Origin of the sequence: Mesorhizobium sp. B2-8-3 (assembly GCF_006440815.1) — a bacterium.
GTDB lineage: Bacteria > Pseudomonadota > Alphaproteobacteria > Rhizobiales > Rhizobiaceae > Mesorhizobium.
In genome coordinates, this window is record NZ_VFTW01000016.1 from 21,176 (window position 1) to 35,140 (window position 13,965).

General features: G+C 63.7%; 14 protein-coding genes. 7 read left to right on the plus strand and 7 right to left on the minus strand.

All coding sequences use genetic code 11. The features are described 5' to 3' along the window. Positions 1-378: 378 nt before the first annotated feature. The 3 genes from FJ418_RS21430 to FJ418_RS21440 all read left to right on the plus strand — a co-directional run bounded on the left by FJ418_RS21430 (position 379) and on the right by FJ418_RS21440 (position 3,838). Positions 379-2,280 carry a methanol/ethanol family PQQ-dependent dehydrogenase gene (locus FJ418_RS21430; protein ID WP_140857540.1) on the plus strand — a complete coding sequence of 634 codons (1,902 nt, stop codon included), beginning with the start codon at positions 379-381 and terminating at the stop codon, positions 2,278-2,280. A 159-nt stretch (positions 2,281-2,439) separates the two neighbouring features. Beyond that, positions 2,440-2,964, plus strand: coding sequence for a c-type cytochrome, methanol metabolism-related (locus FJ418_RS21435; protein ID WP_140868974.1), 525 nt, complete (start codon positions 2,440-2,442; stop codon positions 2,962-2,964). Continuing rightward, on the plus strand, positions 2,936-3,838 hold the full coding sequence (locus FJ418_RS21440; protein ID WP_140868977.1) for a substrate-binding domain-containing protein: 903 nt from the start codon (positions 2,936-2,938) through the stop codon (positions 3,836-3,838). The genes FJ418_RS21435 and FJ418_RS21440 overlap by 29 nt, the downstream gene beginning before the upstream one ends. On the opposite strand, the gene FJ418_RS32030 is transcribed toward FJ418_RS21440, so the two are convergent. Continuing rightward, the gene (locus FJ418_RS32030; RefSeq protein WP_181167031.1) at positions 3,781-4,158 is read right to left on the minus strand and encodes a hypothetical protein; all 378 of its coding nucleotides are present in this window, start codon (positions 4,156-4,158) and stop codon (positions 3,781-3,783) included. The genes FJ418_RS21440 and FJ418_RS32030 overlap by 58 nt on opposite strands. 97 nt (positions 4,159-4,255) lie before the next feature. Between FJ418_RS32030 and pqqB the strand changes: the two genes are divergently transcribed. From pqqB to pqqE, 4 genes are read left to right on the plus strand one after another with little or no spacing between them, the layout of a single operon-like run. Then, complete coding sequence (gene pqqB / locus FJ418_RS21450; protein ID WP_140869165.1) at positions 4,256-5,194, plus strand: pyrroloquinoline quinone biosynthesis protein PqqB; 939 nt, start codon at positions 4,256-4,258, stop codon at positions 5,192-5,194. After that, positions 5,191-5,949: a pyrroloquinoline-quinone synthase PqqC gene (gene pqqC / locus FJ418_RS21455; protein ID WP_140868980.1), complete on the plus strand. Its 759-nt coding sequence runs from the start codon at positions 5,191-5,193 to the stop codon at positions 5,947-5,949. Before pqqB ends, pqqC begins: the two co-directional genes overlap by 4 nt. After that, complete coding sequence (gene pqqD / locus FJ418_RS21460; RefSeq protein ID WP_246683159.1) at positions 5,949-6,242, plus strand: pyrroloquinoline quinone biosynthesis peptide chaperone PqqD; 294 nt, start codon at positions 5,949-5,951, stop codon at positions 6,240-6,242. Before pqqC ends, pqqD begins: the two co-directional genes overlap by 1 nt. Then, positions 6,239-7,381 (plus strand): pyrroloquinoline quinone biosynthesis protein PqqE, encoded by a 1,143-nt coding sequence (gene pqqE / locus FJ418_RS21465; RefSeq protein ID WP_140868986.1) that lies wholly within the window; start codon positions 6,239-6,241, stop codon positions 7,379-7,381. Before pqqD ends, pqqE begins: the two co-directional genes overlap by 4 nt. A 53-nt stretch (positions 7,382-7,434) precedes the next feature. Here pqqE and FJ418_RS21470 read toward each other — a convergent pair whose 3' ends face one another. From FJ418_RS21470 to FJ418_RS21495, 6 genes are read right to left on the minus strand one after another with little or no spacing between them, the layout of a single operon-like run. Next, positions 7,435-8,283, minus strand: a complete 849-nt coding sequence (locus FJ418_RS21470) for an SMP-30/gluconolactonase/LRE family protein (protein WP_140868990.1) — start codon at positions 8,281-8,283, stop codon at positions 7,435-7,437. Between the two features lie 10 nt (positions 8,284-8,293). Continuing rightward, on the minus strand, positions 8,294-10,150 hold the full coding sequence (locus tag FJ418_RS21475; protein ID WP_181167032.1) for a CoA-transferase: 1,857 nt from the start codon (positions 10,148-10,150) through the stop codon (positions 8,294-8,296). Then, positions 10,147-10,929: an enoyl-CoA hydratase/isomerase family protein gene (locus FJ418_RS21480; RefSeq protein WP_140857547.1), complete on the minus strand. Its 783-nt coding sequence runs from the start codon at positions 10,927-10,929 to the stop codon at positions 10,147-10,149. Before FJ418_RS21480 ends, FJ418_RS21475 begins: the two co-directional genes overlap by 4 nt. Before the next feature lie 2 nt (positions 10,930-10,931). Further along, the gene (locus FJ418_RS21485; RefSeq protein ID WP_140868993.1) at positions 10,932-12,137 is read right to left on the minus strand and encodes a CaiB/BaiF CoA-transferase family protein; all 1,206 of its coding nucleotides are present in this window, start codon (positions 12,135-12,137) and stop codon (positions 10,932-10,934) included. Between the two features lie 19 nt (positions 12,138-12,156). Then, positions 12,157-12,942: an SDR family oxidoreductase gene (locus tag FJ418_RS21490; RefSeq protein ID WP_140784169.1), complete on the minus strand. Its 786-nt coding sequence runs from the start codon at positions 12,940-12,942 to the stop codon at positions 12,157-12,159. Position 12,943: 1 nt separating this feature from the next. Then, positions 12,944-13,939 (minus strand): ABC transporter permease, encoded by a 996-nt coding sequence (locus FJ418_RS21495; protein ID WP_140868996.1) that lies wholly within the window; start codon positions 13,937-13,939, stop codon positions 12,944-12,946. Positions 13,940-13,965: the final 26 nt, after the last annotated feature.

Consider the following 13,965-nt stretch of genomic DNA (forward strand, 5'->3'; position numbering starts at 1 on the left):
CATTCGATTTTAAACTTCTAACCATGGTGAAATTTTGAATGTCTTTTTTCTCTCAATTTTATATTGCGCCGCACTAGATAAATGCTGCAGCGCACAATTCAGGCGGGGGTTTTTCCTTGCCTGACATTTTGCAATGACATAGCCTTACCCTGTTTCCGGCTTCAAGGACATCGCTGTAACAAGGGAGCGGCGGCAGTCTTTCGTAGGCCAACCGGGCGGGTGCAGGCTAGGCTGATTTGGTAGAGGATAGGAAAGTTCCTCTGCTACTTGCAGTTTAGGTCGTGACAGCTGCCGGAAATACTTCCCAATACCAATCGCCTGAACAAGCTCTTGCGAGCTTGATTGCCGATTTCTTGTTGTCAACATGGGAGGAATTTGATGCGCGCACTTACTCAAGCCACCTACATCGCAACAACCGCCGCGCTACTGTCGTTAAGCGCACTCTATACAGCGTCAGCCAACGAAGACCTCGTGAAGATGGCCGAAAATCCGAAAGACTGGGTGATGCAGACTGGCGACTACGCCAACACCCGGTATACCAAGCTCAAGCAGATCACCAAGGAAAACGTGAAGAACCTGCAGGTCAAATGGACCTTCTCGACCGGCGTGCTGCGCGGCCACGAGGGCGGACCGCTGATCATCGGCAACGTGATGTATGTTCACACACCATTCCCGAACACCGTCTTCGCCCTCGATCTCGACAATGACGGGAAGATCCTCTGGAAGTACGAACCCAAGCAAGACACCAACGTCATTCCGATCATGTGCTGCGACACGGTCAATCGCGGCGTCGCCTACGGAGACGGCAAGATCATTCTCAACCAGGCCGACACAACCGTCGTTGCGCTCGATGCCAAGACCGGCAAGGTCGTGTGGTCGGTCAAGAACGGCGAACAGACCGACGGCGGCAAGGGTGAGTCCGGCACATCGGCGCCGGTGGTCATCAAGGACAAGGTCCTCGTTGGCGTATCCGGCGCGGAATTCGGCGTCCGCGGCTGGCTGGCCGCCTACAATCTGAAGGATGGCAAGCTCGCCTGGAAGGCTTATTCGGAAGGTCCGGATGCGGACACGTTGCTCGATCCCGAGAAGACCACGCAGCTCGGCAAGCCGGTGGGAAAGGACTCCGGCACGAATACCTGGGAAGGCGAGCAGTGGAAGACGGGCGGCGGCACGACCTGGGGATGGTATTCCTACGATCCCAAGCTGAACCTCGTCTACTACGGCACCGGCAATCCCTCGACCTGGAACCCGGTCCAGCGCCCCGGAGACAATCGCTGGTCGATGACCATCTTCGCCCGCGATGCCGACACCGGCGTGGCCAAATGGGTCTACCAGATGACCCCACATGACGAATGGGACTTTGACGGCATCAACGAGATGATTCTCGTCGACGGTATGGAGGTCAAAGGCAAAAAGCACGATGTGCTGGTGCATTTCGACCGCAACGGCTTCGCCTACACCATGGATCGCGCCAACGGCGAACTTCTCGTCGCCAAGAAGTACGACCCGGCGGTGAACTGGGCGACCGAAGTCAATATGGACCCCAACAGCAAGGAATACGGCCGCCCGCAGGTCGTGGCGAAATATTCGACGCAACAGAACGGCGAAGACACCAACTCGACGGGTATCTGCCCGGCGGCGCTTGGAACCAAGGACCAGCAGCCGGCCGCCTACTCGCCGAAGACCGGGCTGTTCTATGTGCCGACCAACCACGTCTGCATGGACTATGAGCCGTATAAGGTGAGCTACACGGCCGGCCAGCCTTATGTGGGCGCCACGGTGTCGATGTATCCAGCGCCTGGCGGTGACGGCAACATGGGCAACTTCATTGCCTGGGATGCCGCCAAGGGTGAGATCGTCTGGTCGAAGCCCGAGCAGTTCTCGGTGTGGTCGGGCGCTCTGGCGACCGCTGGCGACGTCATCTTCTACGGGACCCTCGAAGGCTACATCAAGGCAGTCGATGAGCACGGCAAGGAACTTTACAAGTTCAAGACCCCGTCCGGCATCATCGGCAACGTCACGCCCTTCGAGCATGACGGCAAGCAGTACATCGCCGTTCTGTCCGGTGTCGGCGGATGGGCAGGTATCGGCCTTGCCGGCGGACTGCTGTCACCCGACAACGCCGCCGCTTGGCATGGCGCCGTCGATCAGGGCCGCGCGCAGGGCGATCAGGCCGCGGTCGTCGGAACGGCCGGTCTCGGAGCGGTCGGTGGCTACGCGGCACTCGCCGACTACACGACGCTGGGCGGCCAGCTCACCGTCTTCGGTCTTCCGGATTGATATCCCGGGAAAACCTTAAGACCGAAGGCTGAAAGATCGAGAGCCCGGATCATTCCGCAGGCAACGGCCGGGCTCTCGATCTGCAGCACACCCGAACACCGGTCAACGCCGCTTCGCGACGGCAACCTTTCGTCCTTGGCAAAATAAGGAAGTGTCTGAATGTCCATCCGCATCGCAGTTTCCGTTCTCGCCCTGACCCTTCTGCCTTTGGCCGCCCCGACTTCAGCGCAGGCCGAGGACAGCGCCGACAAAGCCAAGGCGGTGAAGGACGAGGGCGGCAAATATTTGGATGCGGATGGAAATCCAACCTACAAGATCGAGAACGGAACGGTGGATTGGTACACCTTCAGCGGCTATCGCCGCTATCACTCGGACTGCCATGTCTGCCACGGACAGGACGGGATGGGTTCGACCTATGCCCCGGCCCTGGCGAACAGCCTTAAGACAATCGACTACCCTACCTTCCTCTCGATCGTCGCCCAGGGCCGCAAGAACACCGCCAACGGCAAGGAGAATGTCATGCCGGCCTTTGGCGACAACAAGAACGTCTATTGCTACCTGGATGACCTCTACGTCTATCTGCGCGCCCGCGCCGACGGCGCCGCGCCGCGCGGGAGGCCGCCCAAGCACGAGGACAAACCCCAAGCGGCCAAGGATGCCGAAAAATCCTGCATGGGGGGATGACGTGACAGCCCGGGTTGCATCGAAGCCACGTTTCGTTCTGCCCCTGCTCGGCGCGCTCGCCTTGCTGCCATCGGCCGCCTGGGCGCAAGGCGCCGGCCTTGGCGCAGCGGGAGAGCTGGTCGATCCCGACATTCTGCGCGTCTGCGCCGATCCTTCGAACATGCCCTTCACCGACCAGAACGGTAAGGGATTCGAAAACAAGCTGGCCGAGCTGGTCGCCAGGAAGACAGGGCGGAAGTCGGTCGCCTACACATGGTTTCCGACCGTCATGGGCTTCGTGCGCAACACGCTTGCCGCCAACCGATGCGACATCATCATGGGCTATGCCCAGGGCGACGAGCTGGTGCAGAACACCAACGCCTACTATCGCTCCTCATACGTGCTTGTGCACCCGAAGGGCGATGACCTCGAGGGTGTCGAGACGATCGAGGATCCGAAACTCACCGGTAAGAGGATCGGCGTCGTCGAACGCACGCCGCCGACCGCCAACATGGCCGCCAACAAGCTCTTGCGAACGGCCAAGATCTACCCGCTGGCCGTCGATACGCGCGTCACCCCGTCGATGGGAGAAGTCGTGCTCAAGGACATGCTTGCCGGCAAGATCGACGCGGCGATCCTGTGGGGGCCGATGGCAGGCTACTACGCAAGGCAGCTCGGCGCGAATGTCACGATCGTTCCGCTGGTCAAGGAAAAGACCGGTTCGCGCATGTCCTACCGCATCACCATGGGCGTGCGTCCATCCGACCAGGAATGGAAGCGTATGCTCAACAAGGTGATCCGCGAGAACCAGGCGGAGATCAACAAGCTCCTGCTCGACTACAACGTGCCGCTGATCGACGAACATGACAACCCGATCACGGCGGCGCCGGGGTGAGCGCGATCGGCGCGAAAACGGCGATGGAGGGAAGGAACCGATCTTCGAGGCAGATAGTTTTCTTTAGTTGTTTTGAGAACCCAGTGTTTCATTTGTCCATTTGTGAAGTGATGGACGAGCCATTGCACCGCCCGCAATGGCGTCAATGACATGACCGGCCCCTTCGGGCTGGCAGAAGAGGAGAATGCCATGAAGAAGAGCTGGAAGAAACCGACCATGTGCCAAGTCGCTGCGGGCTTCGAAATTTCGCGGTATCTGCCTGCTGAAATTCCTCCCAGGAAGTAGGCCGCAAGGGTGCATGTCCCTGGCAGCAGGGGCATGCACCCCGCCGCAGGCTTTGCAGCGGGAAACAACGCGGATACAAAGCTGTCTAACGCCGACAAGCCGGTCAGACTGGCCGCGGAGCACGCATTTGCCATGCGCGTGAAGATCATCGGATCGGCGGCCGGAGGCGGCTTTCCGCAATGGAACTGCAATCACCGCCTGAGCCGCGCGGCTCGCAGCGGGATGTTCGGCGTACATTCGCGAACCCAATCATCCATTGCCGCATCGGCGGACGGGACGGGTTGGGTTCTCTTCAACGCATCGCCCGACATCCGCCAGCAGATTGCGCGCGCGCCCGAGCTGCAGCCCGCGGCCGACGCACCGTTGCGCTCGACGCCTATCCGCGCGGTGGTGCTGACCAATGCCGACGTGGACCATATCGCCGGCCTGCTCAGCCTGCGTGAACGACAGCCCTTCGCGATCTATGCGACGGCACAGGTGCTGGCGACGCTGGAGGCGAATTCGATCTTCAATGTCCTCGATCCGGTGATCGTGCCGCGGCGTCTCCTGGCGCCAACAGAGGAAATGGCGATCCGCGACGCGGACGGCCATCCGACCGGCGTTGTCGTCGGCAGCTTTCCGGTGCCCGGGAAGGTCGCGCTCTATCTCGAGCAAGGAGGCGATCCCGATGCCGACTTCAGCTCCGACACGGGCGACACGATCGGGGTCCGTATCAGCGGGGCCGACGGCAGCGGCGCCGTTTTCTACATTCCGGGCTGCGCGCGCATCGATGCCGCGCTGCGCGCGCGCCTTGCCAATGCCCGCTGCCTTCTGTTCGACGGCACCGTCTACACGGACGACGAGATGATCGCGGCGCGTGTCGGCCAGAAAACCGGCGCGCGCATGGGGCACATCGCAATGTCCGGACAAGCGGGTTCGATTGCCGGCCTGGCCGATGTGAAGATCGCTCGCCGTATCTTCATTCATATCAACAACACCAATCCTGTTCTGGACGAGAATTCCGCCGAACACGCGGCGGTCAGGGCGGCTGGCTGGGAAATCGCCAGCGATGGCATGGAGATGGAATTTTGAGCGATTTCCGCGACGCGGCCAGAGGTGGCCTGTCCAAGAGCGAGCTCGAGGCTGTGATGCGGCAGGTCGGTGACGAGCGCTATCACAACCGCCATCCTTTCCATCACAGAATGACCGGCGGCGCGCTGTCGAAAGCCGAAATGCAGGCCTGGGCGCTGAACCGATATTGCTACCAGGCGGTCATTCCGCGCAAGGACGCCATGATCCTGGCGCATGCCGAGGATCCGGCGTTTCGCGCCGCCTGGCGCAAACGCATCGAGGACCATGACGGCGAGGACGGCTGGAGCGGCGGCATCGCGCGCTGGCTGCATCTGGCGACCTCGCTCGGGCTCGATGCCGAAGCGGTCAAAAGCGAAGGGCTGGCGCTGCCGGCGACCCGCTTCGCCGTCGGCGCCTACCTGTCGTTCTGCACGAACCGGACGCTGCTCGAGGCGGTCGCGTCGTCGCTGACCGAGATGTTCTCGCCGCGCATTATCGGCGAGCGGGTGCCGGCGATGCTTGCGAAATACGATTACATCACCGAGGATACGCTGGCCTATTTCAGCCGGCGGCCCGAACAGGCCTCGCGCGACGCAGACTTCGCCCTCGCCTACGTGATGGCCCACGCCGACACGCCCGAACGCCAGCAGCAGGCGATCGATGCGCTGGTGTTCAAATGCGATATACTCTGGGCCATGCTCGATGCTCTCCAGCATGCCTACGGCGCGCCGGGAAACATACCGCCCGGCGCCTTCCGCCCGGAGGAGACCTTATGATGGCGCTGCGCGAAAGAGCCATTGTGTCGTTGCGGTCTGCGCCATCGCTGCCCAAGCATGTGCGCATCCAGTACGATCCCGTGCGGCAGGCCTTCGCCGTGCTTTCGCCGGAGAAGGTATTCTGGCCGAACGAGATCAGCCTCGACATACTGCGCCGCTGCGACGGCCAGTCCACCGTCGACAGCATCATCGCCGGTCTTGCGGCCGATTATGAGGCGGGCCCGGAGGACGTGGCGGCCGACGTCATCGCCTTCCTGCAGGAATGGTCGGACAAGCTTTTGGTGAAGCTATGAGCGAGCCCATTCTGCCTCCGATCGGCATGCTGGCGGAACTGACGCATCGCTGCCCGCTGCAGTGCCCCTATTGCTCCAATCCGCTCGAATTGCTGAAGGCCAATCGCGAGCTCGACACGCAGACCTGGCTCGATCTCTTCTCGCAGGCCGCCGATCTCGGCGTGCTGCAGGTGCATCTTTCCGGCGGCGAGCCGACCCTGCGCCGCGACCTCGATCAATTGATTGCCGGGCTTTCGGCGCGTGGCGTCTACACCAATCTCATCACCGCCGGCGTCGGCATCGCCGAGGGCCGCATCGAGGCCTTTGCCGAAGCCGGTCTCGACCACCTGCAACTCAGCTTCCAGGGCGCCCGTCCGGCGACCACCGACCGTATCGGCAACCACCAGGGCAGCCATGAGAAGAAGCTGGAGACGGCGTACCGCGCCCGCGCGGCCGGGCTGCCCCTCACCATCAATGCGCCGGTCCACCGGCACAACATCGAGGAAGTGCCGGAATTCATCGATCTGGCCCTCTCGTTGGATGCCGAGCGGATCGAGATCGCCAATGTCCAATATGCCGGTTGGGCGCTCGCCAACCGCGACAGGCTGATGCCCGACCTGGCAGCGGTCAACCGGCAGGCGGACATTGTCGCGGCGGAGCGCGAAAGGCTTGCCGGCATCATGGACATCGACTTCGTCACGCCGGATTATTTTGCCATCTATCCCAAGCCATGCATGGGCGGCTGGGCGCGCGACGCGTTCATGGTGGCTCCCGACGGCACCGTGTTGCCGTGCCATGCCGCCCAGACGATTCCCTCGCTCCGCTTCGAGCGCTTCGGAGAACGCAGGCTCGCCGAAATCTGGACCGATTCAGAGGCATTCAACGCCTTCCGCGGCAACGAATGGATGCAGGAACCTTGCCGAAGCTGCGAACGGCGCGAGGTCGATTGGGGCGGCTGCAGATGCCAGGCGATGGCGATTGCCGGCGATGCCACCGCAACGGATCCGGCCTGCGTCAAGTCGCCGATCCACAATCGAATGGCGATACTGACCGACGCTGCGCAGGCGGAGGCAGCGCCCAAGGGAAATGAAAGCTTCATTTTCCGGCGGATCGGCGCCGCAACCCGACCTGACACGCGCGCCGAGCCTGCCCACCGATAACGGCCCGAAGGATACCTTGGCCCTTGGCGGTATCGCCTTGTGTCTCTTGCCGATTAGGCGCCGCTCAAGCCCGGAATCCCGGCCAGATCGATCTCGGTGATGTGCCAGCGGCCAAGGTTTGCGGTGTAGAGCTTGTCGCCCTTGAAGGCGATGTTGGTGGGATGCGCCAGCGTCGTCGCAGACGGATCCTCGATCAGCACTTCGAGACCGCTGTCCTTTCGCCAGCGATAGATGCGGCTCGGCTCGTAGCATGAAATGAGCAGTGAGCCGTCGGAAGCGAAGGCGAGCCCGTCGGGAACATTGCGCACGTCTTCGACGACGACCTGCCGGCGTCCCGCCGTACCATCGGTGAGGATCGGCACATAACTGATGCAGGGCGCATCGCTCTCAACCACATAGAGCCCGTTGGCGTCCGGCGCCATGGCCATGCCGTTGGCGAAGGACATCGCTTCCCGGCACCACAGGCCGCCCTCGCCCGTCCTGAGATCGTAACGGAAGATACCCGAGCGATTGTCCTGGCCGACGCTGTCCGAAACGAAGAGCCAGCCTCTCGCCTCGTCGACGATCGGATAGTTGGGCACGCGGATATCGGACGAAGCGAAGCGCTCCATGCGACCTGTCACGGAATCCCAGCGGAAGATCGCGGCATGCCTGAGATCGCAGGCAAAGCAGTTGCCGGCGCTGTCGAAGGCAATGCCGAGCAGAAAACCGTCGGTGCCGCCCATGCGCTCGACGGAGCCGCCGGCGGCGGCCAGCCTCAGCAGATCGCCGGTCTCGGTGCCGCACCAGATCGATCCGTCGCGATGGACGGCCACGCCCTCCGGATGCGCGACACGTGGATTGGTGAAGATGCCGTCGAAGAAGACCCGGGCGGCGGACATGTCGAGCAACGGCTTTGCCATGGAACGCTCCTCAGCTTGCGGCAGGCGAGCTTTGCGCGGCGATGCAGCGCTCGACCATGGCGCGATCGGCAGCGAGGATTTCGGCGATGAGAGCGCCACGCTCCTTGGCGCTGACGAATTCCAGACGACGCAGGCCAAGCGGGTCGATGCGGTTTCGCAACACGGCGAGCGTATCGCTGGAGGGCACCGGCACCTCGCGGCAATCGGCATCGAATGTCACTTCGAACCCGGTGGCTTCACGGATCTGCTGCTGGGTAACGCCTGGCATGGTCTCGACGACGGTCAATTCCCGCGATGTCTGGTCAAGCCGGAAGATGCAGAGATCGGTGAAAACCAGCGACTTGCCTGTCCGATAGCCCATCGGCTCGCGTTCGGCCGGCGTGAGCAGCCCGCGGGCGGAACTTGCGATCTCGACCGCGTCCACCAGCGATTGGACCGAATGACGCGGGACGTAGAGCAGATAGTCGCGATGCATGTTGGCGACGTCGGCCATGCCGCCCTGCCCTGGCAGCCGGATGAGGCCGCCACTCCGCTTGCTGAGCGCGATGGTGTTGACGCGGCCGCGCCGGTCGACCTGTGCCGCGCCGACGATCTCATGCGTCACCGCGCCCGCCTGATAGTAGGCCGAATAGGTGTCGTCGCCGCCGGCATGAGCCACGGCTGTCTCGCAATCGAGGCTTTCGATCAATGACAGCATCATCGGACTCGGTGCGATGTCGAGATGGCCGCAGCTCATCGTTGCGATGATCATGTCCGGCGCGTGCGTCGCCTTGGCCAGCCGGTAGGCAACATTGGCGAGCGGCGAGACCGCGCCGGCGCTGGCGAAGCTCTCATTGTCGAGCTCGAGGGCGATCCGCGCGGCAATGATCTCGTCAACGGTTGCCTTCCCGTTCCCCTGTGCGGGCACCGGCATCGCGAGGACCGTTTCGGCGGTGACCTTGGCCGCTTTTTGAAGCCGCTCCGGCACGCCGTCAGCAGGCAGGCCGAGCTTGTCTGACAAAGCTGCGTCATTCGCCGCGAACGCCTCCGACAAGGCCTGATAGTCGGTGACGTAGAATGGCAGGCACGAGGCCGGATAGGCCCCGCCCGGCGCGAGCGCTATGGCCGAAACCTGATTGCGAGTGAAGATGCTCTGACGGCCGTCCCGCCGCAGCGCCCCGACCGGGACGATTTCCTCGACCGTGACCAGCACCTGGCGCGCCGCGCCCGCCATGGCGAAGTCCAGCGCCCGCGGCCCGATGATCTCGACATTGCCGCTTTCGTCGGCGCGCTGGGCGTGGACGATGAACGTATCGAGCCTGAGCGGCGGGACGAACCCCGTATCGGTCCCGGCAAGCGGATCGGGCCTGGCGACCGCACCCGGCACGCGCGCCAGCATGTCGGAACCCTGAGGCAACTGGAACGGCATCGACGGCAGGTTCTGCTGTGCCGCCCGCAGCGCCTGGATCATGGCCAGAGCCGTCCAATCGCGGACGGGGATCGCGCCGTTCTCAGCCGCCGCGCGGAACCTCGGCGGCAGCCCGAAGATGTCGAGGCTGGAAAAGCACAGCTCGATTTCCGCCACCGCGCCCGCCTCGAGCAGCAGCTCGAGCGGCAGCCCGCCGGCCCAGGAGACATAGTGCAGATTCTTGACGCCGGACCTGGCGATCGCGCGCAGCAATGCGATCGGCAGCCGGGCGAAGTGGTGGCCGCCGACGCCGAAAGCGTCGGCGTCGCGGACCATCGCCGCCAGCCCCTCGATATCGGTGAAGCGCGGCCGGTTCGGCTTGACCAGAGAAGCTGACCTGCGATCTGTCACAGCGCCGAGCCGCTGCACGGTCAGCGCGCCATGCGCCCAGCCGAGGCCGCGATTGTCGTCGCCACTCATGAGCCGGCCTTCTTCACGGCGCTCCTCTCGGCGAACTCCTTGACGCGCCGCTGGCCGATCTCGCTGCGGTAGAGGCCGCCCAATATGTTGCGCTCCATGGCGAGGCCATCGGCCAGATCGCCGGACACGGCATGGGCCGTCAGGGCCTTCAGGCCTTCGATCGCGGCGGCGGGCTCGGCGGCGATCGTCCCGGCCAGTTCCAGCGCGCGCGGCATCAGCCTTTCGACATCGACGATCTCGTTGACCAGGCCGGCGCTCACGAATTCGGAGGCGGGCACGATGGCGCCGGTCATCAGCAGAAGATTGGCGCGGTTGCGGCCGAGCTTGGCGACGCTGCGTTGCGTGCCGCCACCGCCGGGGATCAGCCCGAGCTTGATTTCCGGCAGGCCGAGTTTCGCGAACTGGTTGGCGATCACGATGTCGCAGCACAGCACCAGCTCCATGCCGCCGCCCAGCGCGAAGCCGTTGACCGCCGCGATCACCGGCTTGCGGTTGTTCTCGATCGCCGCATACATGCGCGTCCCGGCAGCCTGGAACGTATCGAACTCTGCCGCCGTCTGGGCGGCGTATTCCTTGATGTCGGCGCCGGCCATGAAGCCGCGCCCCTCGCCGGTCACCACGATCGCGCCGACGCCGGGGTCGGAGGAGAGAGCCTCGAACGCCTCCGTGATCTCGCCTTGCATGATCCGGTTCATGGCGTTGAGCTGGTCGGCGCGGCGGAAGGTGACGACCGCGACCCGGCCCTGGGTTTCGACCGTGAGTGTCTGGTAGGCGCCCATCCTCAGACCGCGTCCACGGTCATGTCGCCCGACGCTTCGAGTGCAGCGATCTCGTCCTTCGACAGACCGAACTCGGCCAGGATCTCGCGGCCATGCTGGCCGACCAACGGCGCCGGTCGCTCGATGGTCGCGGGCGTCTCGCTCATCTTGACCGCTGGCGCCACCACCTTCACCTTGCCGCCGCGCGGATGATCGTAGCTGGTGATCATGCCCATATGCGTGACCTGCGGGTCTTCCGCCGCGCGACGAATGTCCTTCACCTCGGCGCACCAGATGTCGGCCTTGAGCAGCCGCGCCAACAGGTCCTGCGTGGCGAATTTCTTCGTCTCGGCATTGACCTTCTCGAACACCTCGTCGCGCTTGTCGAACAAAGTCTTGAGATCGTCGTAGACGGCGAGCTGCGGCGCTTCCAGCACCTCATAGAGCGTCTTGAACGGGCTCATGGCGATCGACACATAGCCGCCATCCTTGGTCTCGTAGATGCCGAACGGCGCCTGCATGCCAGGATGGCCGATGCCGGAATTCGGCCGCACGAAATCCTCGCCGAGATTGAGCACGGCGACATATTCCTGGTTGAGATGCGCCAGCAGGCCGGCCAGCAGATTGACCTCGATCTTCTGGCCCTTGCCGGTCTTCTCGCGATAATAGAGCGCCGACAGGATGCCGTAGACCATGTTCATTGCGCCGATCTGGTCGGCGAGGCCGGCGCCTGCCGGAACCGGCGCCTGGTCGCCGCGGCCCGTATTGGCGATCAGCCCCGCCAGTCCCTGGATCAGCATGTCCTGTCCGGGGCGCTCGACGTAGGGCCCCTCCTCACCATAGCCCGAACCCGAGCAGTAGATGATGCGGGGATTGACGGCCTTGAAGTCCTCGTAACCGTAGCCGAGCTTGGCCAGCACGCCGGGGCGGAAGTTCTGCACCACGACATCCGCGGTCCGGGCCATCTCCATGATGATGGCGTGCACCTTGCGGCTTTTCAGGTTGAGCGCGATGGAGCGCTTGTTGCGGTTCCAGGCGAGGAAGTTCGGGCTCTCGGAGCCGCCGACCCATTTGGCGAAGAAGGTCATGCCGCGGAACATGTCGCCGGCGCCGGCGCGCTCGATCTTGATGACATCGGCGCCCATGTCGCCGAGCAGCTGCGTGGCGAACGGCCCCTGCAGCAGATGGCTGAAATCGAGGATACGGACGCCTTCGAGGGCCTTGTTCATTTCATGTCTCGTTTCGTTTTCAAAGCAGTTCGGGAACGTAGCGGGGTGCCGCCGTCAGCCCGCCATCGACGCGCAGGTCGGTGCCGGTGGTGAAGCCGGCCGCATCGGAGGCGAGATAGACGGCGGCCTCGGCCACTTCGGAAGGCTCGCCGATGCGGCCGAGCGGATGCATCTTGACCCAGGCCTTGGCGAGGCTGCCGCCGATCTCCTTGATCAGCCTGTCGTTCATCGGCGTGTTGATGGTGCCGGGCGAGATCGAATTGACGCGGATGTTCATCGGGCCGAACTCCACCGCCATCTGGCGCGTCATCGCCATCACCGCGCCCTTTGCGCCGGCATAGGCGGTCCAGCCGTCGAGGCCGATATGGCCCTGCGCCGAGGCCATGTTGATGATCGATCCCGACTTCTGCGCGATCATGTGCGGCAGCGTGTATTTGCAGCCGCGGAACACGCTGGTCAGGTTGACCGCGATCAGCCGGTGCCATTGCTCGTCGGTCATCTCGTGCACCGGCATGCCGCCGATGGCGATGGCGGCGTTGTTGACCAGGATGTCGAGATGTCCGGTCTTCTTCACCGCGCTGTCGATCAGGCCGGCGATATCGGCTTCCTGGGAGACGTCGCAATGGACATAGTCGGCGCGGCGGCCAGCCGCGCGAAGTGCCGCGGCGAACGCCTCGCCGGCCTCGTCGGCGATGTCGCCGAGGAAGACATGCGCCCCTTCCCGCGCCATCGCCTCGGCGATGGCGTGGCCGATGCCGTCGGCCGCACCCGTGATGACTGCGGTTTTTCCTTCAAGACGAGCCATGTCAGCCTCCATTCGCGCGCCGGCGTTTCGCTTCGTCGAAGGCGACCGCGGCAATGATGATCATGCCGGTGATGACAAGCTGCCATTCGGTCGGCAGCCCAAGCCCGCGCAGGCCGTTCGACAGGAATTGCAGGATCAGCACGCCCAGCGCCATCCCTGTCAGGCTGCCGATGCCGCCGGCAAGGCTCACGCCGCCGAGGACCGTCGCGGCAACGACCTGGAATTCGAAGTTGAGCCCCGCCGTATGCTGCGCCGAGCCGACTCGCGCCGCCAGGATGATGCCGGCGACCGTCGCCAGCAGCGCGCTGATGATGAAACAGATGAACTTGACGCGTCGTACGTCGTAGCCTGCCAGCCGCGCCACTTCCTGATTGCCGCCGACAGCGTAGATCTGCCGCCCGAACGGCCGGTGCTGCATCATGTAGCCGAAGGCGGCGAGGAGCACGATGGCGATCACCGCCGAATACGGGATGATGTTGAACAGGCGACCGTCGGACAGCGCGATGAAGCTGTCGAGGCTGGCGTCGTCGGGAATCGCGCGCTGGCCGGTGTAGAGATAGACGCCGCCGCGCATGATGAACATCGTGCCGAGCGTCACGATCAGCGAGTTGATGCCGGCATAGGCGACGAGATAGCCGTTCACCACACCGATGATCAGGCCGAACAACAGCGCTCCGCTGACGCCGAGCAGCAGCGAATTGGTATCGTTCATGATGATGATCAGCGGCAGCGCGATGGTCGCCAGCAGCGAGCCGATCGAGATATCGACCTCGCCGGAAATGAAGACGATGGCGCAGCCGATGCCGGCGGTGAGCGCCAGCGAGGCCTGACCCAGCACGTTGGTCATGTTGCGCACGGAGAGGAAATTCTCGACCGTTGCGGAAAAGAACGCCAGCACCAGGACGAGGCAGACGAGCAGCGCCAGTTCCTGCCGGGCAAAGAGCCGCGCCAGCACGGATGGCCGGTCTTTTGCGGAAGCCGTGCTTGCAAGGCTCATCGCTTGCTCCCTTCGAAGAAATTGCG

Bases quoted from the DNA above. Each gene is read 5' to 3' on its own strand.
- FJ418_RS21430 (WP_140857540.1), top strand. From the start codon at position 379: ATGCGCGCACTTACTCAAGCCACCTACATCGCAACAACCGCCGCGCTA.
- FJ418_RS21435 (WP_140868974.1), top strand. From the start codon at position 2,440: ATGTCCATCCGCATCGCAGTTTCCGTTCTCGCCCTGACCCTTCTGCCT.
- FJ418_RS21440 (WP_140868977.1), top strand. From the start codon at position 2,936: ATGCCGAAAAATCCTGCATGGGGGGATGACGTGACAGCCCGGGTTGCA.
- FJ418_RS32030 (WP_181167031.1), bottom strand. From the start codon at position 4,158: ATGCCCCTGCTGCCAGGGACATGCACCCTTGCGGCCTACTTCCTGGGA.
- pqqB (WP_140869165.1), top strand. From the start codon at position 4,256: ATGCGCGTGAAGATCATCGGATCGGCGGCCGGAGGCGGCTTTCCGCAA.
- pqqD (WP_246683159.1), top strand. From the start codon at position 5,949: ATGGCGCTGCGCGAAAGAGCCATTGTGTCGTTGCGGTCTGCGCCATCG.
- pqqE (WP_140868986.1), top strand. From the start codon at position 6,239: ATGAGCGAGCCCATTCTGCCTCCGATCGGCATGCTGGCGGAACTGACG.
- FJ418_RS21470 (WP_140868990.1), bottom strand. From the start codon at position 8,283: ATGGCAAAGCCGTTGCTCGACATGTCCGCCGCCCGGGTCTTCTTCGAC.
- FJ418_RS21475 (WP_181167032.1), bottom strand. From the start codon at position 10,150: ATGAGTGGCGACGACAATCGCGGCCTCGGCTGGGCGCATGGCGCGCTG.
- FJ418_RS21480 (WP_140857547.1), bottom strand. From the start codon at position 10,929: ATGGGCGCCTACCAGACACTCACGGTCGAAACCCAGGGCCGGGTCGCG.
- FJ418_RS21485 (WP_140868993.1), bottom strand. From the start codon at position 12,137: ATGAACAAGGCCCTCGAAGGCGTCCGTATCCTCGATTTCAGCCATCTG.
- FJ418_RS21490 (WP_140784169.1), bottom strand. From the start codon at position 12,942: ATGGCTCGTCTTGAAGGAAAAACCGCAGTCATCACGGGTGCGGCCGAC.
- FJ418_RS21495 (WP_140868996.1), bottom strand. From the start codon at position 13,939: ATGAGCCTTGCAAGCACGGCTTCCGCAAAAGACCGGCCATCCGTGCTG.